The following is a 24,322-nucleotide window of genomic DNA, read 5'->3' as shown; positions in this document are numbered from 1 at the left end:
GCGATGAGTACGAAGCTCATTTTGTTTAAGATTTAGTAGTAATATACGTAATTTCCAACAACAATTGTCTTTTTTCTATAAGGCATTTTTAATAGAAGTATAGAAGAGCTGTTCGAAGTGGATTCCGAAAGCATCGGTCGAAAAGAACAATAACAGTTGTTCCTATTCTCTTTTTTGTGAAATGGATGAATTACACGGATAATTAGTATGAGATCCGCGTAATTACGCAATTTCAGTCACCATTAGTTGCAAAAAATAAGAAAATTCATATATAGTAGAAAGTAATGGTGTTTTACCCAGGATTATAGGAGGGGTTTCATGTTTAATAGAACGGAAGTCGCGGAAGGCGTTTCAATCTTCACGCGCAAAACAGAACAGTTTAAAACAGTTAATTTTTCAATTAAATTAAAACGTCCGTTGAATACAGTAGAAGCGGCAAACCGCACGGTATTAACGAACGTTTTACAACATAGTAATCAAGCGTTTCCAACAGCAGCTGCATTACGAATGCACTTAGATGATTTGTACGGAACGGTTCTTTATTTAGATACGACGAAAACAGGAAATGACCAAGTCGTATTATTAAATGTCGAAACAGTTAATGATCATTATTTAAAACAAGGTAACGTCTTAAAACAAGTACTCACTTTAATGAATAAAGTATTGTTCGAACCGAATTTAACAGAAGATGGTTATTTCCAGCCGTCAATTGTTGAGCGTGAAAAAGAAATGGTCATTGAGCGTATTCAATCTGTTTTTGACGAAAAATCACGTTATGCACAAAAACGATTACAAGAAATTTTCCGCCCAAATCATCCGATTTCAACTTCAGTAAACGGTACGGTAGAAGCGGTTCAAGCAATTACACCACAAAGTCTAAAACAAACATATGAAAAAATGTTAGCGGAAGATCTCGTTGATATTTTCGTCATCGGTGATATTGATGAAGAAGAGATGGTTGCAGCACTAAAAGAAGCATTCCCGTTCAAAGGACGCAAACGCTTTGAGAAAGCACCAATTCCTACTTCAAAAGCAACGGCTGCGTATACGAAAGAAACATTCGATACACGTCAAGGGAAGTTGCATATCGGTTATTCAACACCTGTTACATTTGAACATGAAGATTTCCCTAAAATGCAAATTTTCAATGGTATTTTCGGTGGTTATCCACATGCCAAACTGTTTATGAACGTACGTGAAAAAGAAAGCTTGGCTTATTATTGCTCAAGTTCTTATTCAGCACAATACGGTGTTATGTATGTGATGTCAGGAATCGAACAAGAAAATGAAGAAAAAGCGATACGTTTAATTGATGAACAGCTAGAAGCTATTCGTGAAGGCGATATTTCAGATTTAGAAATTACGCAAACGAAAGCGATGTTAAAAAATCAATTAAAAGAAGCGTTAGATTCTGCGCGCGGACAAATCGAATTGTTTAATCAATACCGTGACTTAAAAGAACCATTTACAGTTGAGAATATGAGTGCTAAATGGGATGCTGTATCGAAAGAAGATGTCGTACGTATGGCGAAACAATTAAACAAAGAAGCCGTTTATTTCTTATGTGGGGAGGAAGCTGAATAATGGAAAAGATTCATTTTGATCAACTAGAAGAAACACTTTATCATGAAACGTTACCGAACGGTTTAGACGTGTATATTTTACCGAAACAAGGCTTCTCAAAAACATTCGTAACGTTTACGACGAAATACGGTTCAATCGATCGTTCATTCGTACCGCTAGGCGAAGAAGAAGCTATTACGGTACCAGATGGTATTGCCCATTTCTTAGAACATAAAATGTTTGAAAAAGAAGATGGTGACGTATTCCAAAAATTTAGTGAGTACGGTGCGTCAGCGAATGCATTCACATCCTTTACACGTACAGCGTATTTATTCTCTGCGACGAACCATATTGAGCAAAGTACGAATACATTGTTAGATTTCGTACAACAACCTTATTTCACAGAACAAACAGTGAACAAAGAAAAAGGGATTATCGGACAAGAAATTCAAATGTACGATGACCAACCAGATTGGCGCGTATATTTCGGTTCAATCGAAAATCTATATGAACAACATCCTGTGAAAATTGACATCGCTGGAACGGTAGAGTCAATTGATGGCATTACAGCCGAACATTTATATACGTGTTACAACACGTTCTACCACCCATCGAATATGTTATTATTCGCAATCGGGAATGTAGATCCTGAACAAATGATGGAAACTATTCGCACGAACCAAGCGAATAAAACATTTGCAGAGCCTCAACCAATTGAACGAATCGTTGTCGACGAGCCGAAAGAAGCTGCTGTATCAAACCGCGTGCTTCATATGGACGTACAAAAACCGAAAGCATACGTATCGTTTAAAGCACGAGAAGTGAGCTTACAAGGTATAGCAATGATGAAACATGAACTAGCCATCGAATTAGCGCTCGATTTAATGTACGGTCGTTCTTCGGACTTCTACGAAGAAGTTTACCAAAAAGGTTGGATTGATGAATCTTACTCATACGACTTCTCATTAGAAGAAGGATTCGGTTTTGCAATGGTCGGTTCGGATACGGCACACCCTGTAGAATTACAAGAAGGTGTGAAACGTGTCATGAACGATGCAGCGAAAGAATTACCATTTACGCAAGAAGATTTAGATCGTGTGAAACGTCGTAAAATCGGCTTTACATTGCGTGCTTTAAATTCACTTGAATTCATTGCAAATCAATTTACACGTTATAAATTTAACGACATGAATTTATTTGACATTGTGCCAGTAATCGAACAATTAACGATTGCGGACGTTGAACGAGCAATGACGTCTATTACAGGAGAAAGCCAACAATCTACATTTACGATTGAACCGCTTCAAAAAGAGGCGAAAGCTTAATATGAAACGTTTTTGCTTAGTTTTAGGTGCTTCTGGAGCAATTGGTTCCGCAACAGCAAAGCGATTAGCAGAAGACGGCTACAGCTTATATTTACAATATCATCATACGTCTGTTGCACTGTTGTTGAACGAACTAACAGAACGCTATCCGAATCAAGAGTTTATGCCGATTCAATGCGATTTAACGTCAGTAGAAGCGGCACAACATATTGCACAAAATGTATTTGATATCGAAGCGATTGTCGTCGCAAGTGGACATGCACTTTATCAATTAGTAGATGACACGACGTCACAAGAAATGTTGAAACTTTGGCAAGTTCATGTGCAAACACCGATTGAAGTTATTCAAAAACTCGCTTCCAAAATGCGTCGTCATGAAAAAAGTTATATCGTGATGATTGGTTCGATTTGGGGAGAAGCAGGGGGAGCAGGCGAAGTGCTGTATTCAACCGTTAAAGGCGCTGTACACAGTTTCGTCAAAGCGTATGCACAAGAAGTTGCTTACAATGGTATGACGGTAAATGCTGTTTCGCCGGGCATGATTCAGACGAGAATGAACGGTCATTTATCAGAGGAAGAAATGGCGGAAGTAGTCGCTGAAATTCCGATGAATCGTCCAGGACAACCGGAAGAAGTAGCGAACGCAGTATCATTCCTCGTGTCAGGTTCTGCAGATTATATGACAGGGCAAATATTGCGAGTTAATGGCGGTTGGTATATTTAAACGGAAATTCATGACTTAATGGTCAATTTTTATAAAGGAAATTTACGCTATTTGGCGTAGATTTCCTTTTTTTCTTTTATTCTGATACAAAATCCGCTATTATGAAACATAGAAATGTTTTAATCGTTATATGAAGGGAGTACCTTGTATGAACGAATGGTATTTTGAATATGAAATACAGGTGAATCGCCCAGGATTACTAGGCGATATCGCTTCTTTATTAGGGATGTTACGCGTCAATATCGTGACGATTAATGGCGTTGATTTAGTGCGACGTGGCATGCTGATTCGAGCAGATAAGCCTGAACAAATTGAACGGTTCAGAAACATCGTGTCTACGATGGAAATGATTCGTGTTACGAAGTTTAGAAAGCCGACAACGCGTGATCGTTTAGCGATTCGACACGGGCGCTATATTCAACGTGAAGGAGATGAAACGAAAATATTTCGTTTCGTTCGCGATGAGTTAGGGATACTCGTTGATTTTATGGCTGAACTGTTTAAAAAGGAAGGTCATAAGCTCATTGGTATTCGTGGCATGCCCCGAGTAGGGAAGACTGAGTCCATTGTGGCATCCAGCGTTTGTGCGAATAAAAAATGGTTATTTTTATCATCCACAATGATTAAACAAACGATTCGTCAAAAATTACACGGTGATGAATATAGCGACGATAATATTTTTATTATTGATGGGGCGGTAACGCGTAGAACACAAGATGAAAAGCATTTGCAATTAATCCGTGAAACGATGCAATTACCAGCTATCAAAGTTGTAGAACATCCTGATATTTTTGTTCAACATTCGGAGTACACACTCGAGGATTTCGATTATATAATAGAATTGAGACATCATCCAGAGGAAGAAATTACATATGAGATTCTTGAAAAACAAAAAAGACAAAATGACTTTTTTGAAGGATCAGGTGGTTTCGGTGGTTTTGGAGATTTTAATTTTTAACAGGTAGGTGTTTAACTTGGCAGAACTAGGAAATCGCTTAAAAGAAGCGAGAATGGCCAAAGGGTATAGTTTAGAAGATTTACAAGAAATTACAAAAATCCAAAAACGCTATTTATCTGCCATCGAAGAAGGCAACTTTAGCGTTATGCCAGGAGCTTTCTACGTACGCGCATTTATTAAACAATACGCTGAGGCAGTAGGATTAGACGCAACTGAGATTTTAGAAACGTACAAAAATGAAATCCCAGAAAACAGAGCGAAAGAAGCAACAAGTGCTTCAACAGCAATTCAACAACCAAAAGGTGGTACGAATCGTCGTACGAATGCGAATCAACCTTCATCAACAATTAAAACGACATCGACTTCATCTCGAAAAATGTCTGATTTGATGCCTAAGATCGCTGTAGCAGTCATTGTAGTAGCAGTGATTGCAATCGTATGGTTCTTGTTTGTACATTCTGCATCAAATGAGGATACAACACCGAAAGTTAAACAAGAACAAACGCAAGATCAAACGACAACTACGACGAATAAAGCCGTAGACGAACAAGAAAAAGCACAAAAAGCAGCAGACGAAAAAGCGGCAGCAGACAAAGCAGCTAAAGAAAAAGCAGCAGCTGAAAAAGCGAAAAAAGCAAAAGCGGCTGGAACACTTTCTGAAGGTCAAGATGCTGGTGATGGTGCAACAACAACGTATACGTTAACAGATACGAAGAACTTTAAAGTGCGCGTTGATATGACAGGCGACAACTGGGTTGGCATTACAGACCAAAATGGTGGTAATTTATCAACTGGTAAAATGTATGCTAAAGGTGACAAACTAGAATACGATGCAAAAGATCAATCCTATATTCGTATTCGCTTAGGTGCAGCATCTTATGGTAAAGTGTATGTAAACGGTAAAGAAGTGAAACTAGCAGTTCCAGCTTCACAACGTGTTACACAAAACATTGTCATTAAAACAAAATAACGAAGTGGATAGTCATCTAGGGATGGCTATTTTCTTTGGAAAAGGGTGAAAAATATGAACTTACCGAATAAAATCACTGTGGCTCGCGTCATTATGATTCCAATTTTCGTCGTCTTAATGGTTGTGAACTTTGGTTGGGGTAATGTCACATTATTAGGTGCAACAATGCCGGTTGAACATTTAATTGGATCAATTGTGTTCATCATTGCATCATTAACGGATTATTTTGATGGTCATTTAGCTCGTAAATATAATTTAGTTACGAATATGGGGAAATTTTTGGACCCATTAGCAGATAAATTACTCGTAACGGCTGCGTTTATTATTTTAGTTGAATGGGGAGTAGCTCCTGCGTGGGTTATCATCGTCATCGTAGCACGTGAGTTTGCGGTAACAGGATTACGCTCAATCGGTGCAGAACAAAATGTAATTATTGCAGCAAGCAAATTAGGAAAATTAAAAACATGGTCTCAAATGGTAGCATTAGCTTTCTTATTGCTACACAATATCATTTTCCAACTATGGGATATTCCATTTGATATGATTATGTTATATGTAGCGTTCTTCTTTACATTATTGTCAGGTTTGGATTATTTCTGGAAAAACCGTCGTCTATTGTTAGATTCAATGTAATTGAAAATCGTAAGAGTCTAGACTATTGGACAGTTCAGCATGGTTTAAACGGTGTGTAGCACCGTTTTTTTCATAAGAATCGTTCAGTAGACTAGGCTCTTTTTATAAGGAGACATCAATATGAATGTGGAAATTATTGCGGTAGGGTCTGAACTTTTGCTCGGACAAATAAATAATACGAATGCTCGTTTCTTGTCTGCACAACTAAATGAAATTGGTGAAAATGTACGGTTTCATACGGTTGTAGGAGATAATGGACAGCGCTTAAAAGAAACAATTCGCCAAGCGGAACGTCGAAGCGATTGTATCATTTTGACGGGTGGATTAGGGCCGACGAAAGACGATTTGACGAAAGAAGTAATAGCAGAACATTTAAATCGTTCACTCATTATGGATGAGGAAGCGATGCAATCGATTGAAACGTTTTTTGCTGTACGTAATCGACCGATGACGGAAAACAATAAAAAACAAGCACTCGTTTTAGAAGGAAGCACTATTTTTAAAAATCGTCACGGTATGGCACCAGGCATGGGCATTGAGTTGAATGGGAAACAGTATATTTTATTACCAGGTCCGCCGAAAGAAATGGAGCCAATGTTTCAATTCGAAGTCAAGCCGTACTTATTACAAATGCAACGTACGGAACAGACAATTGTCTCACGCGTATTACGATTTTACGGTATTGGAGAAGCCGCATTAGAACAACGGGTTGCACCTTTTCTAGATATGGAAAATCCAACGGTTGCGCCACTCGCAGCGGACGGAGAAGTGACGCTGCGTGTGACGGCTTCTGCTCATACGGAACAACAAGCACAGCAATTAATGGAACCCGTTATTGCACAATTGTTAGAACGGGTAGGAAATTATTTATATGGATATGATGATGATTCATTAGCATCGAAGCTTGCGGAAGTACTTCGTAATAATAAATTAACGATTGCGGCTGCGGAAAGTTTGACGGCGGGATTATTCATGTCAGAACTAGCTTCTATTCCAGGCATTAGTGATGTGTTACAAGGTGGAGCGGTCGTCTACAATGAGCAGATGAAAGTGAAGCAACTTCAAATTGATCGTCAGCTGTTGCGTGACTATACGGTTGTTAGTTCGCAATGTGCAGAAGCGATGGCGCGAAATGTTGCCTTGAATTATGATGCGAAAATAGGTGTCGGTCTAACCGGCGCAGCAGGACCAGACCCGCATGATGGAAGTCCTGTCGGAACGGTTTGGATTGGTATTTGTATAGACGGTATTTGCACGAGTTTTGAACTGAAATTAGCCGGTAGTCGGAATGCGAATCGTCTTGTTGCTGTGAAAAATGCACAGTACCGAACATTACAGCTTTTAGCGGAAAAAGGGTATAATTAATAATAGGAAAATGAAGTGGTATGAGGGGATATTTCGTACTTTTTCATCTTGCAGTACCGCTAATTTCAAAAAAATCAACGAAAAAAATACGAATAAATGTTCGCTTTTTTCTTGTGGATTTGAATGAAATACAGTATAGTATGTATAGACACGAAAGACAGTGAATCGAAGGAGGAAACACATTGAACGATCGTAAAGCAGCCTTAGATATGGCTTTAAAACAAATTGAAAAACAATTTGGTAAAGGTTCAGTAATGAAATTAGGGGAACAAGCAGACCGTCGCATCTCGACGTCTTCAAGTGGTTCATTAACACTTGATTTAGCACTTGGTGTAGGTGGTTATCCAAAAGGGCGTATTATTGAAGTATACGGCCCTGAATCTTCTGGTAAAACAACCGTTGCACTACATGCTATTGCTGAAATTCAAAAAAATGGTGGCCAAGCAGCATTTATCGATGCTGAGCACGCATTAGACCCTGCATATGCACAAAATTTAGGCGTTAACATTGATGAATTACTATTAGCTCAACCAGATACAGGTGAACAAGCACTTGAAATCGCAGAAGCATTAGTACGTAGTGGTGCCATTGATATGCTCGTAATTGACTCTGTAGCAGCATTAGTACCGAAAGCCGAAATTGAAGGCGAAATGGGTGACTCACACATGGGTCTACAAGCGCGTTTAATGTCTCAAGCATTGCGTAAACTTTCTGGTATTATTAATAAATCAAATTGTATCGCGATTTTCATTAACCAAATTCGTGAAAAAATTGGTGTGATGTTCGGGAATCCAGAAACAACACCAGGTGGACGTGCGCTTAAATTCTATTCTTCTGTACGTTTAGAAGTACGTCGTGCTGAAACGATTAAACAAGCGAATGAAATGGTCGGGAACCGTACGAAAATTAAAGTCGTTAAAAACAAAGTAGCGCCACCATTCAAAACAGCTGAAGTAGATATTATGTACGGTGAAGGTATTTCATATGTCGGTGAAGTAGTAGATATTGGCGTCGATTATGATATCGTACAAAAATCAGGTTCATGGTTTGCCTACGGCGACGAACGCTTAGGTCAAGGTCGTGAAAATGCGAAACAATTCTTAAAAGACAATCCTGAAATTCGCGAAGAAATTGCTCAAAAAAATCCGTGTAGCTGCTGGAATCGTAGCAGGTGAAGCTGAAGCAACTGAAGAAGAAGAAGAAGTAATGGATGCGGAATTATTAGCGGAATTAGGCTTAGAAGAAAATAAAAAATAAATTTTAAAAAAAACGTGCGCAAGCACGTTTTTTTATTCCCATAATAATTATAGGTGTGTTTTTGTATAAAAATTCCGTTCGTCGCGACTTTTTTCTGAAAATAATGTTAATTTTTGCGATTTATGTCGGAACTGAAAAATATCCATATACTGTGAATCCTTGACAGTCCTTTTTTTCATCTATACAATGAAATTGTATTATTTCTAGATTTGAAATGAAATAGGCACTACGTTAGAAAGAAACGTGTAGCCGACTAAAAATGTTTTACTAATATAGCAAGAGGAGGTGTTCGATTGATGGATATTATTATCTCCGCTTTGCTTGGACTCATCGTCGGTGCCGCTGTTATCTATTTCGTGATGAAAAAAGTGAACGATTCAAAAGTGACAGGTGCAAAAAGCTCTGCTGAAATGATTATTGAAGATGGCAAAAGGGAAGCGGAAGCACTTAAAAAAGAAGCATTACTTGAAGCAAAAGATGAAACTCACAAAATTCGAACTGAAGCAGAAAATGAAATCCGTGATCGTCGTGCTGAATTACAAAAACAAGAAAATCGTTTGTTGATGCGCGAAGAAAACTTAGATCGTAAGGATGAAACTCTGGATAATAGGGAGTCAGCATTAGAACGTAAAGAAACGTCTCTAGCTGATCGAAAGCAGCATATTGAACAGATGGAGAGCAAAGCTGATGCGCTTGTTGCAAAACAAAGTTCAGAGCTTGAACGTATTTCAGCTTTAACACGTGAAGAAGCAAAAGATGTTATTCTGAAAAATGTTGAAAATGAATTAACGACGGATATTGCTGTTATGGCAAAAGAAGCCGAACAAAATGCGAAAGCAACTTCCGATAAGAAAGCACGCGAAATTTTATCATTGGCAATTCAACGCTTCGCTGCAGACCATGTAGCAGAAACGACTGTTTCAGTTGTGAATTTGCCTAACGATGAAATGAAGGGCCGTATTATCGGTCGTGAAGGTCGTAACATTCGTACGTTAGAAACATTAACAGGTATTGATTTAATTATCGATGATACACCAGAAGCTGTTATTTTATCAGGATTCGATCCAATCCGCCGTGAAACCGCACGCCTTGCATTAGAAAAACTTGTGCAAGACGGCCGAATTCACCCAGCTCGTATTGAAGAGATGGTTGAAAAATCACGTCGTGAAATTGATGAACAAATTCGTGAAACTGGGGAACAAACTACATTTGATTTAGGTATTCATAACTTACACCCAGATTTAATGAAAATTTTAGGTCGTATGAAATACCGTACAAGTTACGGTCAAAACGTCTTGAAACACTCAATTGAAGTAGCTCATTTATCAGGTTTACTTGCTGCTGAATTAGGCGAAGATGTCATGCTCGCAAAACGCGCAGGATTACTTCATGATATCGGTAAAGCAATTGACCATGAAGTAGAAGGCTCACACGTTGAAATTGGTGTGGAACTTGCTACAAAATACAAAGAACATCCAGTCGTTATTAACAGTATTGCTTCTCACCACGGTGATACAGAAGCAACGTCTGTTATCGCGGTACTTGTCGCAGCAGCAGATGCACTTTCAGCTGCTCGTCCAGGTGCACGTAGTGAAACGTTGGAAAACTACATTCGTCGCCTAGAAACGCTAGAAGAAATTTCAGAGTCTTATGAAGGCGTTGAAAAATCATTTGCGATTCAAGCAGGTCGTGAAATTCGTATTATCGTTCGTCCAGATGCGATTGACGATTTAGCGGCACATCGTTTAGCACGAGATATTCGCAAACGTATTGAAGATGAATTGGATTATCCAGGTCATATTAAAATTACGGTTATTCGCGAAATGCGCGCTGTCGATTACGCGAAATAATAATAAAACGAAAACACCTGAAACATTTTATGTTTCAGGTGTTTTTTTTATTCGGATTCACTTGTAGCGTGTGGATGAACTCACCATTACAGATCGAACTGTGGTAAAGTTAACGTATGTTGAACAATAAGGAGTTACGAAAATGAAAGTATTATTTATCGGAGATATTGTCGGCGATCTAGGTTTAGATGCAGTCGAAAGAAATTTACCAAAATTAAAAAGAAAATATGATATAGACGTTGTCATTGCAAATGCTGAAAACGCAGCGAAGGGTCGAGGGTTAACGCATCGTATTTATCAAGATTTATTAATGATGGGCGTAGACGTTATGACGATGGGGAACCATACGTGGGACCAACGTGAAATTTTTGATTTCATCGACGATACGGATTATTTAATTCGTCCTGCTAACTTTTCTGAAGAAGCACCAGGTAAAGGGATGACGACAATTACGAAAAACGGTCAAACGTTATCTGTTATTAATTTACACGGTCGCGTATTCTTACCACCACACGAAGATCCATTTAAAATGGCGACTGAATTAGTAGAAGAAGCGAAGAAAATTTCACCGCTCGTATTCGTTGATTTTCATGCGGAAACGACGAGTGAAAAAATCGCATTGAGCTGGCATTTAGATGGACAAGCTTCCTGTGTTGTCGGAACGCATACGCACGTTCAAACGGCAGATGGACGTATTTTACCAGGCGGAACAGCGTACATTACAGACGTAGGAATGACAGGACCGTACAATGAAATTTTAGGGATGAAAAAAGAAAGTGTACTGTATCGTTTTAAAACGAATATGCCTGTTCGTTTTGAAGTGCCGACGAAAGGCGATACGGTATTAAGTGCGTTCTTCGTTGAATTAGATGACCAGACAGGGAAAGCACTTCGCTTTGAACCGATTTACATTAACCCGGATCACCCATTTAAAGGCTAATAAAAAGGCGGTGACTCAAAAATGAGTCATCGCCTTTTTTAATAGGTTTATGCTATTTTGAAACTTTGTTTAATTTGAAACTTTGTTTAAAATGTAGACGTTTCCTGTTTAGATCGATTGAATTTCCACATAAATAATAGAACGAAGAAGAAGAATGGAATCATTAATCCTTGACCCATTAAAGCTTTCATTGTGAACTCTAGGCTACCACTTCCTGCACTTAACGATGTAATGAGTAGGATGAGCACCGCTCCTAAAAAGAGCGTAATCGGAATCCAAAGTAGTTTCATCATGATGTATCAGCTCCTTTTCTTTTCTACTACATTAATTCCCGTTCTTTTTTTTCTAAAACATAACTTCATTTTTTTCTAAAACATAACTTCAATAAAAAAGCTATTTTTTTACGTTTTAAAAGAGGAGGAAATGAAGAAATTTCCGTCAAAGGTCTGAAATTCATCGAATTCGTTGATTTGCAATAGTTTCTAAACTCGCTTCGTGATAAACTTATGAAGGATAAAAATATATAAAATACCCTGTTTTAAGGAGATGTTTAATCATGTTACATCAACTTTCATGGAAAGTCGGTGGGCAACAAGGTGAAGGGATCGAATCAACTGGTGAGATTTTCTCAACAGCGATGAACCGCTTAGGTTACCACCTATACGGCTATCGTCATTTCTCTTCTCGTATTAAAGGTGGCCATACGAATAATAAAATTAACGTACGCACAACAGCCGTGCATACGATTCCTGATGATAATGATATTTTAGTTGCATTTGACCAAGAAACAATTGAATTAAATTATAAAGAATTACATGCAGACGGTGTTATTTTAGCAGATGCAAAATTTAAACCCGTTAAACCAGAAGACTGTGAAGCAACGATGTATATCGTACCTTTCACAGCGACTGCAAAAGAATTAGGTACGACATTAATGAAAAACATGGTTGCGATTGGTGCAACAGCAGCATTAATGAATTTAGAAGATACTGTTTTCCAAAGTGTCGTCAACGAAATTTTCGGTCGTAAAGGCGAAGAAGTCGTTGCGAAAAACATGGATGCCATTGCACAAGGTCATGCAATCATGCATGATTTATTAGTGGAAGATGGCAAAGCAGAAGGTCAATTTGAATTAGAAGCAGGCGACGGTCAACATCGTTTGTTCATGATTGGGAACGAAGCCATCGCGTTAGGCGCACTAGCAGCTGGTTCTCGTATTATGAGTGCATATCCGATTACACCAGCTTCTGAAATTATGGAGTACTTAACGAAAAAATGCCGAAAGTTGGCGGCATTGTCGTTCAAACAGAAGATGAAATTGCTGCTGTTACGATGGCGATGGGTGCTTCTTACGGTGGCGCTCGTGCTTTCACTGCCTCAGCAGGTCCTGGTCTATCGTTAATGATGGAAGGATTAGGTTTATCAGGTATGACAGAAACACCACTTGTCGTTGTAGATACGCAACGTGGGGGTCCTTCTACTGGGTTACCGACGAAACAAGAACAATCAGATTTATTTGCGATGTTATACGGTACACACGGTGAAATTCCGAAAGTTGTCATTGCGCCATCTACAGGGGAAGAAGCGTTTTACGATACGGTACAAGCGTTTAACATTGCAGATGAATTACAACTGCCAGTTATTTTACTTTCAGACTTACAATTGTCACTTGGTAAACAAACAGTTGAACCATTTGATTACAAAAAAGTATCAATCAAGCGCGGTAAATTAAACTTAGATGAGTTACCTGAATTAGAAGATAAACAATACTTCAAACGCTATGAAGTAACAGAAGACGGTGTTTCTACACGTGTCGTACCAGGTCAAAAATATGGGATTCACCATGTGACGGGCGTAGAGCATTCTGAAATTGGTACACCGTCAGAAGCTCCGACGAATCGTGTTGCACAAATGGACAAACGTTTCCGTAAATTAAACTATGTGAATTTCGAAATGCCAATTTATACAGATGCGCCTCACGAAGAAGCAGACGTATTAATCGTCGGTTTCGGTTCAACACGTGGTGCAATCGAAGAAATTCGTCCTGTGCTAGATGCACAAGGCATTAAAGCGAATCATGCGCACGTTCGTTTAATTAGCCCATTCCCATCAGAAGAATTACTTACTGAAATGAATAAGGCGAAAAAAGTTATTGTTGTTGAAAATAATGCGACAGGTCAGCTAGCGAGTATTATTAAATTAAATGTCGGTCAACATCAAAAAACGGTTAGCCTAACAAAATATGACGGTACACCATTTTTACCGAATGAATTGCTAGGTCGCGTAAAGGAGTTGCTAACAGATGGTAACATTTAAAGATTTTCGTAACACGATTAAACCAAACTGGTGTCCGGGATGTGGAGACTTCTCCGTACAAGCATCTATTCAACGTGCAGCAGCAAATTTAGAAATTGAACCACATGAATTAGCGGTCGTTTCAGGAATCGGTTGTTCAGGTCGTTTATCGGGGTATATTAACTCATACGGCTTACACGGAATCCACGGTCGTGCCTTACCCATTGCCCAAGGGCTTAAATTAGCAAACCGCGATTTAAATGTCATCGCGACAGGCGGCGACGGTGATGGTTTTGCCATCGGTATGGGTCATACAATCCACTCTATTCGTCGTAATATCGACATCACATATATTATTATGGATAACCAAATTTACGGTTTAACAAAAGGACAAACTTCTCCACGTTCTGCTGCTGGTTTCGTAACGAAATCAACACCAGGTGGTGCGATTGAACAGTCTTTAAAACCGTTAGAAGTCGCTTTATCTGCGGGTGCTACATTTGTTGCACAAGGCTTTTCTACAGACTTAAAAGAGCTTACAGCGATGATTGAAGCGGGAATGAAACATAAAGGCTTCTCATTCATTAACGTATTCTCACCTTGCGTAACGTATAACAAAGTGAATACGTACGATTGGTTTAAAGAGCATTTAACAAAATTAAGCGATATTGAAGGGTACGACCATACAGATCGTCATCAAGCGATGCAAACAGTTATGGAACATGAAGGTCTCGTAACAGGGATTATTTATGAAGATACCGAAACACCTTCTTATCAAGAAAAAGTGGAAGGCTACCCTGAAGAAGCGATTACGTATTCGGATATCGAACTTGGGGAAGACCGTCTGAACGAGCTTATGAAAGAGTTTATGTAACGAAACCAAAAAAAGTTGTCTGAGAGCGATGCTCTTAGACAACTTTTTTATTGTTCAAAATAATAGAGGATTTGTTTGACGATCGGCTGTAAAAAGTTGATGTCTTCGTAAATGATAAATAGTGGACGAGTGTAAGCATCGCGCAAATGCTCGTATGGAATCGTTGGGTGCTCATCAAGGCATTTTTTAGAAATAATCGATTGACCGAACGATTGTTTTAATAGCTGGATGATGAGGTCGTTACTGTTAATCGGCATTTGAGGAAGCTGTATAGTATGTTCAGCTACGTACAATTCATTAAAAAACTGAACGCCAGACTGCGCTTCACGCATAAGCCAAACTGTGGCATCTTTCTTTCCCGCAAGGACGAGCTCATCTTCTGTAAAAACGTGTTTTTGAAGAGGGGCTGTATCAATCGGTTTTTCAATGAAACCGATGTCGAGTTGTTGCTGTTTGACAGACGTCGCAATCGTTTCGGAATTTGCTTGTGTAAAAGAAAAATCGACGTTTGGAAATGTTGTGGAAAGCATCGGAATGATACGTGGTAAATACGCATGGGCAATCGTATGAGAACAGCCAATGCGACAAGTTTGGCGAGGTTTCTCTTGCATGAGAGAGAGCGTTTCTTCATAATGATGAATCGTTTGTTTCGCATAAGTATAAAAAAGGTCGCCTGCTGGAGTAGGTACGATATTTTTCGGACCTTGTCGAATGAACAGTTCTGTATTTAATTGCTTTTCGAGTTGCTTGATTTTCGTTGAGATGGTCGGTTGTGAAATGAAAAGTAATTGAGACGCTTTCGTGAAATTACGTTGTTCGTACACTTTCATAAATGTTTGCAATAAATCATTCAAGTAAATCACCTCTAATTATTGGGTTTACAAATAATTATAATCAAAAATATGTATTTTTAAAATAACTAAACCTCCTTTACAATGAGGGTAGTTAAAGGAGAGAAAACCAATGAAACAATTACTTCAACGGGTACCACTCCCAATTAGTGGTGTTATATTAGCGTTATTTTCATTCACAAAATTATTTCGTCAATTTGATTGGGCGATTGCAGCGAACATTTCTTTCATTATTGGCGGAGCATTTAGTGTTTTTTATATAGGAAAGCTCGTACTAGCTCCGAACGAAGTGATGCAAGATATGAAAAATCCAATGATCGTAGCGGTGACACCGACTGCTACGATGGCAATTATGATTGCACTAAGTATGCTAGAGCGTTCACTCGTCGTGGATACGATTTGGTATGCAGCTGTTATTGTTCACTTTTTATTAATGATTTATTTCACATTTCGTTTCGTCATTCGTAAAAGTTTTCAAATTCAAATGGTCTTACCAGGCTGGTTTGTCATGTATATCGGAATGGCGATGATGCCGTTGACAGCAAATGGTCGTTTACCGATGACGATGGACGTTGTTTTTTACCTTTGTGTCGCGTTAGCTGTTGTGTTAATTCCACTTAACTTATACCGCATGTTCTTTATCGGTAATGTACCAGAACCTGCAAAACCGCTCATTGGGATTTTTATGGCACCTTTATCAATTTTACTCGCTACGTATAGTACGCACTTTACAGAACATTCAACAATCGTACTCGTTTTATTATTAACGTGTTCACAAGTTATGTTCATCTTTATTAGTAGCCAATTGGTTAAAATAAGAAACATCGCTTTTTATCCGAGCTTTGCGGCTTTAACATTCCCATTTGTCATTACTGTGACGGCATTAGTGAAAAGTTTGTCTTTATTAAACATTCATGGCGTGATCGCAACGAGCTGGATTTTAGTCGAGACGTTTATTGCGATAGCCGCAGTCGGATTTGTCGGTTTGCATTACACACACTTTTTAAGTGCACAGTTCAAACAAAGTAGAAGTCATGCAATGAATCATAATTAATGCTATAAGTTTCCAATATAAGAAACATCGATTACACTGTAAAAAAAGAGCAGGGGTGATTCGATGTTTTTTCATATAGAAGCTTCTTCGAAAATTGTCGTACAACAAGCGACAAAAGCATATACGTATGCAGAGCTTGTAGAAGATGCGGCAGTGCTAGTAAAGCAGTTAAAATCGAATAAAAAGGGAATCATCGTTTTACAATGTCGCAATGATTATGCGACGATCGTACGTTATGTGGCGAGTTTACAATCGGGGCATGCCGTTATGTTAATGAATGAAGAGATAGAACAAGATATGGTCGAGGCGATTGCCGCCTGCTACGAACCACTCTTTTTGCTTGGCGGTGTGGAAGCGGAAGGATATGAGTCAGTCGCACTTGATTTGTATAAAAGACAAGGAACACAAAATTATGATGTTCATCCAGATGTCGCATTGCTTTTAAGTACTTCTGGGACGACTGGAAATCCGAAATACGTGAAATTATCGTACCGGAATATCGAAGCCAATGCCGAATCAATCGTGCGCTATTTACAGCTGACAGACCGAGAGCGTCCGCTATTGAATTTACCACTGTCTTATTCATACGGTATTTCAATCGTTAACAGCCATTTACTCGTTGGCGCAACGCTTTTATTAACGTCTAAAAGTGTGAAATTACCGTCTTTCTGGTATTTTCTAAAACAATTTGAAGCGACGTCTATTGCGGGTGTACCGTTTACGTATCAAATGATGAATAGAATCGGATTTTTAGATATGGCGTTGCCATCTTTACATACGATGACGCAAGCGGGTGGGCATTTAGACGTGCATCTCGTCGATCGTTTTTGTCAGTATGCGACAAAACATCAGAAAAAGTTTTATGTAATGTATGGTCAAACAGAAGCGTCGCCGAGAATGGCATACGTGCCACCAGATCGCTTGCCGGACAAATTAGGGACGATCGGTCTCCCTATACCGGGCGGTCGCTTTGAAATAGGCGAAAATGACGAACTGATTTATTACGGAGACAATGTCATGATGGGGTATGCAGCGAGCAAAGAAGACTTAGCACTCGGTGATGAGTTAAATGGGCGTTTACGAACGGGCGATGTCGCTACGATGGACGATGAGGGATATGTTACATTAGTCGGTCGATTGAAAAGTTTCGTCAAAATAAAAGGATTGCGTATTAATTTACACGATCTTGAAAAAAGTGTCGCACAAAAATTTAACGTGACTGTCGCCTGTGTAGGGGAAGATGGTCGTGTCGTCATTGTTGTCGAATCTGGAGACGTGGAGAGAATTAGGCACTATATTTGTCAACGGTATCATTTACATCCAAATACGGTGAATGTCCAACGTGTAGACGAACTGCCACATTTTCATACAGGAAAATTGGATTACAAGACGTTACGACGCGACTACTTAACGTAAATCATTTTCAAAAGCTCGACAATTCCGTATAATGGAGGGGATTGAGGGGGAATTAACAATGAACGAAGAACAACGTAAAATGAACGACCAGGCGAAGTCGTTTAAACCGTTGAAACCAACGAAAGACTATGCGGACTATTTTCAAGCACCTTCTTTAAAAGATGCGAAAAAACGAGGGAAAGAAGAAGTTGCTTACGAGCAATTTTCGATTAACCCGACGTTCGAAGGAATGGGAAAAGGTCGCAAATTTATGATTCAAACATTCGGATGTCAAATGAATGTTCATGATACAGAAGTGATGGCTGGGATTTTTGAGAGCCTTGGCTATGAAGCGACAGAAGATGTGAACGACGCAAACGTCATTTTAATGAATACGTGTGCGATTCGCGAAAATGCTGAGAACCGCGTATTCGGGGAACTTGGGCATTTGAAACCGTTAAAAACGAAAAATCCGGATTTATTGCTTGGCGTCTGTGGCTGTATGTCACAAGAGGAAGCTGTCGTGAATAAAATTTTGAAAACATATGATCAAGTAGATATTATTTTCGGTACGCACAATATTCATAAACTACCAGAAATTTTACACGAAGCGTATATGTCGAAAGAAATGGTGATTGACGTTTGGTCAAAAGAAGGCGACGTCATTGAAAATATGCCGAAAGTGCGCAATGGGGGCACGAAAGCATGGGTGAATATTATGTACGGATGCGATAAGTTTTGTACGTATTGTATCGTCCCTTATACGCGCGGGAAAGAGCGTAGTCGTTTACCAAAAGATATTATCCAAGAAGTACGCGAACTAGCAGCGCAAGGATATGAGGAAATTACATTACTCGGTCAAAATGTAAATGCCTACGGTAAAGACTTAGACGGTATCGATTACGGGTTAGGTAATTTAATGGATGAGTTACGTTTAATCGACGTACCGCGTATTCGATTTACGACGAGTCATCCGAGAGATTTCGATGATCATTTAATTGATGTACTTGCGAAAAAAGGGAATTTAGTAGAACATATTCATTTGCCTGTTCAATCAGGATCGACAAGTATGTTGAAAATTATGGCACGTAAATATACACGCGAGCGCTATTTAGAACTCGTATCAAAAATAAAAAAAGCAATTCCAGATGTCGCATTAACGACAGATATCATCGTCGGATTCCCGAATGAAACGGAAGAACAATTTGAAGAAACGTTATCACTTTATCGCGAAGTAGGGTTTGAAATGGCTTTCACATACATCTACTCTCCACGTGAAGGAACGCCTGCAGCGAAAATGAAAGATAATGTGCCGATGGACGTGAAAAAAGATCGTTTACAACGTTTAAATGCGCTCGTCTCAGAATTTAGTGGGAAAGCGTTACAACAATACAAAGACCAAGTTGTCGAAGTGTTAGTAGACGGTGAAAGTAAACGAAATAAAGACGTTTTAGCGGGCTATACACGTCGCAATAAACTAGTGAACTTCGTTGCACCGAAAGAAGTAATCGGAAAACGTGTGTACGTGCGTGTCACAGATTGTAAAACGTATTCATTAAACGGAGAATTCGTTGGAATTGTCGAAAAGGTGGAAGCGTAATGGCTGAACATTTTTCTAAGGAACAAATTGTTGCAGATGCAAAGCGTATTGCGAAAAAAATTGCGGAAACAGATGAAGTTATATTTTACCGAAGAGCGGAGCAACAATTGGATCAAAATAAAAAAATCCAAGCGAAAATTGCGGAGCTGAAGCAATTGCAAAAGCAAGCGGTGAATTTACAACATTACGGGAAGCATGAAGCGTATATGCAAACAGAAGCGAAAATTGATGACATTCAACGTCAAATTGACGAACTGCCAATCGTCGATCAATTTAAAACGGTGCATGCAGATTTAAATGACTTGTTGCAAATGATGACAAAATCATTAAATGAACGTTTAAAAGAAGAATAAATTAAAAGAATCGTTCCTTTTTCTAGGGAGCGATTCTTTTTTTGAAATACTCGATGAAAAGAATATAGAAGCATCCTAAAAAAATAGATATTTTCTATTTTTTGTCTAAAAAAATAGCGTGAATTCGAAAAATAAGCCTTTTTTTAAAGAAATTTTTAAGAAATCGCTTTCGAGTTACCTATTAGTGGCGGAATTTTGTTATATTATAGTATGGTTGCATAAAGCAATTTAGAACACAAATTTACCCGAGTTAGTTTTCAATGAAATTAAAGTAGGGAATACAAAAGCATATAGGAAGTTTGAAGGGAGCTATGCTATGTTACATTATACACGCCAAGGTGCAGGTGCACCGCTTGTATTGATTCATGGATTTTTAGGAAGCACAGCTATTTTTGATCGCGTGATGGGACCACTTTCACAAAGTTTTGATGTAATCGCTGTTGATCTTCCAGGACATGGACAAAGCGAGTTAGAAAAAGATACGTATACAGTTTACGATTATGCAGAAGCAGTCGTTGAAGTATTGAAAGCAGAAGGAATTGAAGAAGCAACTTGGGTTGGACATTCTTTAGGTGGCTACATTACACTTGCTGCCCTTGAAAAACAAATGATGCCAATTACAAAAGCCGTATTAGCTTATTCTTCTCCAGCAGCTGATAGTGAGTTAACAAAATCAAAACGTAATGACCAACAAGCAATCATTACGAAACAAGGCGTAGAACATTATGTTGATTACACAATTAACAAGTTCTTCAAAAAAGATGCAAAACCAATGGACGTAGAATTTGCGAAAACAATTGCGAACGGTTCTTCAAAAGAAGGTCTAGTTGTAGCACTTGAAGCAATGAAAACACGCCCGAACCAACAAGCATTAATCGATTCAATTGAACTTCCAATCCTTGTAATTGAAGGAAAAGAAGATAAAGTTGTTGAACCAGTTGAAACAGACAACTTATACGTTGAAATGATGCTAACAAACACAGGTCACCTTGGTATGTTAGAAGAACCAAGAAGCTTCGTGAACTTAATTGCAGACTTCGAAGAAGAATACGCAGAAGCTGAATAATGAATAGACGTTTAAAAACCATGCGAACGCATGGTTTTTGTCATACTAAATAAAAAAACACTTTCAAATTTCGTATAGGGTTATACGTTATTTGAAAGTGTTTTTCTATGTTAAGCGGCAATGCCAATTGCGACGCAAATCCATGCGGCAATTAAGCAAAGTCCACCAAGTGGTGTAATAGCACCGAGTATTTTAATACGGCTAATAGCAAGAGCGTATAAACTACCAGAAAATAAAATCATGCCAATGAGCATTAAAATAGCTGCTGTTTGGAACGTTTGAGACGGACCGAATAAAGCCGGCATTTGCATCATACCGATGAACAATAAACCGAGTGCATGGTACATATGGTAACGGACACCCGTTTCCCAAGTTTGGGCGTAGTTAGTTCCTTCAAAATGTTTTTTTAATGCATGTGCTCCGAATGCGCCAAGTACGACCGCAAACATAGCGAGTAAAGCTCCTGTAACGAACATCTACATTTCCACTCCTTTTCTATTCCCTTGAATCCGGAACCTTTCTTATGCGTCTAGATTTGCTATAATACTAGTATAAAGAACGAACAAGTGAGGTTTTCAAAAATGGGATATACCCCTATGATGCAACAATACTTATCAATAAAACAAGACTATAAAGACGCTTTTTTATTTTTCCGACTAGGAGATTTTTATGAGCTGTTTTTTGAAGATGCAACAAAAGCATCTCAATTGCTAGAAATTACGTTAACAGGTAAAGATGCGGGAGCCGCTGAACGTATTCCGATGTGCGGCGTACCACACCACTCTGTACAAGGTTATATCGAAACGTTAGTCGGCAGAGGATATAAAGTAGCCATTTGTGAACAAACAGAAGATCCCCGTCAAGCGAAAGGTGTCGTACGTCGTGAAGTCGTACAAGTCGTAACGCCCGGAACGTTAATGGAAGGCAAGGGAATGGACGGAAAAACGAATTTATTCATTGCGGCAGCTGAAAAAATAGGGGCACGTTTTAGTTTTTGTTATCTCGATATTTCGACAGGTGAAGCGACAGCTACATACGTAGATGGAACGAATGATGACTTAATGCAACAACTCCAATCGCTCGGTATTCGCGAACTCGTCGTATCAGATGCGATGTTCGATGAATTACAAGCGTTAGCAGACGTATATTCAATCGTCTTATCGATTGAGGATGAAGCGATGTCTGTTGAGGATACAGCAATGTACACGATGCATGCACCAGAAGAATTGCATCATGCAATTCGCATCGTACTGCATTATATTGAACGTACGCAAATGCGTTCGTTAGCCCATATCCAAGCATTTGATTATAAAGAAGTAGAACAATTTTTAATGATTGATACGCATTCTAAAAGAAATTTAGAAATGATTCAATCGCTTCGTGGTGGCGACCAAAAAGGAACATTGCTTTGGTTGTTAGATGAAACTGTGACAGCGATGGGGGGACGACGTTTAAAACAATGGTTGCATCAACCGTTAGCAAATCAACAAGCAATCGAGCGTAGACTCGGTATTGTGACAGCACTATTAGAAGATTATTTTTTACGTGTTGAATTACAAGAGTTGTTTAAAAACGTCTACGATTTAGAACGTTTAGCGGGGAAAGTTTCTTTCGGAAGTATCGGTGGACGTGATCTTGCTCAGTTACGCGAATCATTACGCCAATTGCCAGCCATTCAACAACAACTAACCGAAGCGAAGTCGACAGAATTGAATGAGCTTGGACAAGCGCTTGACTTATGTTCAGACATCGAACAATTTTTAAGCCATGCGATTACAGACCAACCACCGATTTCGATTAAAGAAGGCGATGTCATCCGTGAAGGATACAACGCAAAATTAGATGAACTGCGTGACGCTTCAAGAAACGGGAAAAATTGGATCGCTCAGTTAGAAAAACGTGAGCGCGAGCAAACCGGCATTAAAAACTTAAAAATTGGTTATAACCGCGTGTTCGGGTATTATATCGAAATTACAAAATCAAATATTCATTTAGCTGATTTAACACGCTATGAACGTAAACAAACATTAACGAATGCAGAACGTTATATTACGGAAGAATTGAAAGAAAAAGAAGCGCTCATTTTAAATGCGGAAGAAGAAAGTTCTGTATTAGAATACAAATTATTTACAGAAATTCGCGAAGAAATGAAACAGTATATTACACGTTTACAAAAAATCGCACAACAAATTAGTGAATTAGATGTGTACACAGCATTTGCGACAGTTTCTGAAAAGTATCACTTTATTCAACCTATTTTCCATGAAAAACGTGGGATGAAAATTATAAACGGTCGTCACCCAGTTGTAGAAAAAATGCTCAATAAATCAACGTACGTACCGAATGATTGTATCTTATCAGAAGACGAAAATATGATGTTAATTACCGGCCCGAATATGTCAGGGAAATCAACGTATATGCGACAAGTCGCTTTAATTACTGTTATGGCACAAATGGGTTGTTACGTTCCAGCAGACGAAGCCATCTTACCGATTACCGATCAGATTTTCACTCGAATTGGTGCGGCCGATGATTTAGCTGGTGGACAATCAACATTTATGGTAGAAATGTTAGAATCTCAACATGCCATTACGAACGCAACAGCGAATAGTTTATTGTTATTCGATGAAATTGGTCGAGGGACGTCTACGTATGACGGCATGAGTTTGGCACAAGCGATGATGGAATATATTCATGACCATATTGGTGCCAATACACTTTTCTCAACGCATTATCATGAGTTAACGACGTTAGAAGATGAATTATCTCATTTACGTAACGTACACGTAGCGGCAACCGAACAAGAAGGACGCGTCGTCTTTTTACACAAAGTAAAAGAAGGACCAGCAGATAAATCATACGGTATTCACGTTGCTAAATTAGCAGATTTACCAGATGAAATTATTAGCCGTGCACACGTTTTATTACAACAATTTGAGTCGCAATCAGAAGAAGGTACGGTGAAGATTGTCGAGAAACGAGTGGAAGTACCGGTTGAAAAAATTGTGGAGAAACGCATTGAAGTGCCGGTCGAAAAAATCGTTGAAGTACCTATTGAGAAAGTGATCGAAGTACCAGTCGAACAAGCGAATAACGTTTCAGAAGCACAGCTTTCATTGTTTGGCACAGTAGAAGAGGACGATGCGGAAGTGCTAGAGCAACTGCGTAGCGTCAATATTTCTTGTACGACGCCGATGGATGCGTTACAACTCGTTTACAAATTACAACAACAATTAGCGAAAAAATAAA

At 38.9% G+C, this 24,322-nt stretch carries 19 protein-coding genes and 2 pseudogenes; 18 read left to right on the top strand and 3 right to left on the bottom strand.

The genetic code is table 11. The annotated features are described in order from the left end of the window. Positions 1 to 318 precede the first annotated feature (318 nt). From yfmF to KSHG_RS02485, 10 genes and pseudogenes are all read left to right on the top strand, one after another. Positions 319 to 1,584: an EF-P 5-aminopentanol modification-associated protein YfmF gene (gene yfmF / locus KSHG_RS02530; protein WP_010301347.1), complete on the top strand. Its 1,266-nt coding sequence runs from the start codon at positions 319 to 321 to the stop codon at positions 1,582 to 1,584. Beyond that, a complete protein-coding gene (gene yfmH / locus KSHG_RS02525) occupies positions 1,584 to 2,888 on the top strand; it encodes an EF-P 5-aminopentanol modification-associated protein YfmH (protein ID WP_010301344.1) in 1,305 nt (434 codons plus the stop codon). The genes yfmF and yfmH overlap by 1 nt, the downstream gene beginning before the upstream one ends. A 1-nt stretch (position 2,889) precedes the next feature. After that, complete coding sequence (gene ymfI / locus KSHG_RS02520; RefSeq protein WP_010301341.1) at positions 2,890 to 3,612, top strand: elongation factor P 5-aminopentanone reductase; 723 nt, start codon at positions 2,890 to 2,892, stop codon at positions 3,610 to 3,612. A 148-nt stretch (positions 3,613 to 3,760) separates the two neighbouring features. Further along, the gene (locus KSHG_RS02515) at positions 3,761 to 4,570 is read left to right on the top strand and encodes a DUF3388 domain-containing protein (protein ID WP_010301340.1); all 810 of its coding nucleotides are present in this window, start codon (positions 3,761 to 3,763) and stop codon (positions 4,568 to 4,570) included. A gap of 16 nt (positions 4,571 to 4,586) precedes the next feature. Next, positions 4,587 to 5,540, top strand: coding sequence for a helix-turn-helix domain-containing protein (locus KSHG_RS02510; RefSeq protein WP_010301338.1), 954 nt, complete (start codon positions 4,587 to 4,589; stop codon positions 5,538 to 5,540). Positions 5,541 to 5,594: 54 nt separating this feature from the next. Continuing rightward, positions 5,595 to 6,173 carry a CDP-diacylglycerol--glycerol-3-phosphate 3-phosphatidyltransferase gene (gene pgsA, locus KSHG_RS02505; protein WP_010301335.1) on the top strand — a complete coding sequence of 193 codons (579 nt, stop codon included), beginning with the start codon at positions 5,595 to 5,597 and terminating at the stop codon, positions 6,171 to 6,173. A 120-nt stretch (positions 6,174 to 6,293) separates the two neighbouring features. Then, the gene (locus KSHG_RS02500; protein ID WP_010301333.1) at positions 6,294 to 7,538 is read left to right on the top strand and encodes a competence/damage-inducible protein A; all 1,245 of its coding nucleotides are present in this window, start codon (positions 6,294 to 6,296) and stop codon (positions 7,536 to 7,538) included. A gap of 182 nt (positions 7,539 to 7,720) precedes the next feature. Continuing rightward, positions 7,721 to 8,795, top strand: a pseudogene (gene recA / locus KSHG_RS15950) (recombinase RecA). A 296-nt stretch (positions 8,796 to 9,091) separates the two neighbouring features. Next, complete coding sequence (rny, locus tag KSHG_RS02490) at positions 9,092 to 10,645, top strand: ribonuclease Y (protein ID WP_010301328.1); 1,554 nt, start codon at positions 9,092 to 9,094, stop codon at positions 10,643 to 10,645. A gap of 142 nt (positions 10,646 to 10,787) precedes the next feature. Continuing rightward, the gene (locus KSHG_RS02485; RefSeq protein ID WP_010301325.1) at positions 10,788 to 11,585 is read left to right on the top strand and encodes a TIGR00282 family metallophosphoesterase; all 798 of its coding nucleotides are present in this window, start codon (positions 10,788 to 10,790) and stop codon (positions 11,583 to 11,585) included. A gap of 86 nt (positions 11,586 to 11,671) precedes the next feature. Here the strand turns inward: KSHG_RS02485 and KSHG_RS02480 are convergent, their stop codons facing one another. Further along, complete coding sequence (locus tag KSHG_RS02480; protein ID WP_010301322.1) at positions 11,672 to 11,878, bottom strand: hypothetical protein; 207 nt, start codon at positions 11,876 to 11,878, stop codon at positions 11,672 to 11,674. Positions 11,879 to 12,141: 263 nt separating this feature from the next. Between KSHG_RS02480 and KSHG_RS15945 the strand changes: the two are divergent. Together KSHG_RS15945 and KSHG_RS02470 are read left to right on the top strand one after the other, a co-directional pair. After that, positions 12,142 to 13,901: pseudogene (locus KSHG_RS15945) on the top strand (2-oxoacid:acceptor oxidoreductase subunit alpha). After that, a complete protein-coding gene (locus KSHG_RS02470; RefSeq protein WP_010301318.1) occupies positions 13,888 to 14,754 on the top strand; it encodes a 2-oxoacid:ferredoxin oxidoreductase subunit beta in 867 nt (288 codons plus the stop codon). Before KSHG_RS15945 ends, KSHG_RS02470 begins: the two are co-directional and overlap by 14 nt. Before the next feature lie 47 nt (positions 14,755 to 14,801). On the opposite strand, the gene KSHG_RS15940 is transcribed toward KSHG_RS02470, so the two are convergent. After that, positions 14,802 to 15,617 carry a LysR family transcriptional regulator gene (locus KSHG_RS15940; protein WP_407635297.1) on the bottom strand — a complete coding sequence of 272 codons (816 nt, stop codon included), beginning with the start codon at positions 15,615 to 15,617 and terminating at the stop codon, positions 14,802 to 14,804. A 100-nt stretch (positions 15,618 to 15,717) separates the two neighbouring features. Between KSHG_RS15940 and KSHG_RS02460 the strand changes: the two genes are divergently transcribed. The 5 genes from KSHG_RS02460 to KSHG_RS02440 all read left to right on the top strand — a co-directional run bounded on the left by KSHG_RS02460 (position 15,718) and on the right by KSHG_RS02440 (position 21,073). Next, the gene (locus KSHG_RS02460) at positions 15,718 to 16,659 is read left to right on the top strand and encodes a TDT family transporter (protein WP_010301313.1); all 942 of its coding nucleotides are present in this window, start codon (positions 15,718 to 15,720) and stop codon (positions 16,657 to 16,659) included. Between the two features lie 63 nt (positions 16,660 to 16,722). Next, entirely contained in the window at positions 16,723 to 18,075 is a 1,353-nt protein-coding gene (locus KSHG_RS02455; RefSeq protein ID WP_010301310.1) for an AMP-binding protein, read from the top strand. Positions 18,076 to 18,133: 58 nt separating this feature from the next. Then, a complete protein-coding gene (gene miaB / locus KSHG_RS02450; RefSeq protein WP_010301307.1) occupies positions 18,134 to 19,654 on the top strand; it encodes a tRNA (N6-isopentenyl adenosine(37)-C2)-methylthiotransferase MiaB in 1,521 nt (506 codons plus the stop codon). Further along, the gene (locus KSHG_RS02445; protein ID WP_010301304.1) at positions 19,654 to 20,007 is read left to right on the top strand and encodes a RicAFT regulatory complex protein RicA family protein; all 354 of its coding nucleotides are present in this window, start codon (positions 19,654 to 19,656) and stop codon (positions 20,005 to 20,007) included. The genes miaB and KSHG_RS02445 overlap by 1 nt, the downstream gene beginning before the upstream one ends. A gap of 316 nt (positions 20,008 to 20,323) precedes the next feature. Continuing rightward, positions 20,324 to 21,073, top strand: a complete 750-nt coding sequence (locus KSHG_RS02440; protein WP_010301302.1) for an alpha/beta fold hydrolase — start codon at positions 20,324 to 20,326, stop codon at positions 21,071 to 21,073. Positions 21,074 to 21,183: 110 nt separating this feature from the next. Here KSHG_RS02440 and KSHG_RS02435 read toward each other — a convergent pair whose 3' ends face one another. Beyond that, positions 21,184 to 21,549, bottom strand: a complete 366-nt coding sequence (locus tag KSHG_RS02435; protein ID WP_010301299.1) for a DUF423 domain-containing protein — start codon at positions 21,547 to 21,549, stop codon at positions 21,184 to 21,186. 120 nt (positions 21,550 to 21,669) lie between these two features. Between KSHG_RS02435 and mutS the strand changes: the two genes are divergently transcribed. After that, a complete protein-coding gene (gene mutS, locus KSHG_RS02430; RefSeq protein WP_010301296.1) occupies positions 21,670 to 24,321 on the top strand; it encodes a DNA mismatch repair protein MutS in 2,652 nt (883 codons plus the stop codon). Position 24,322 lies beyond the last annotated feature (1 nt).

This window comes from Kurthia senegalensis, assembly GCF_000285595.1.
GTDB classification, from domain to species: domain Bacteria; phylum Bacillota; class Bacilli; order Bacillales_A; family Planococcaceae; genus Kurthia; species Kurthia senegalensis.
The sequence above is the reverse complement of the archived record's forward strand: the minus strand, read 5'-3'. Positions and strand labels throughout refer to the sequence as shown.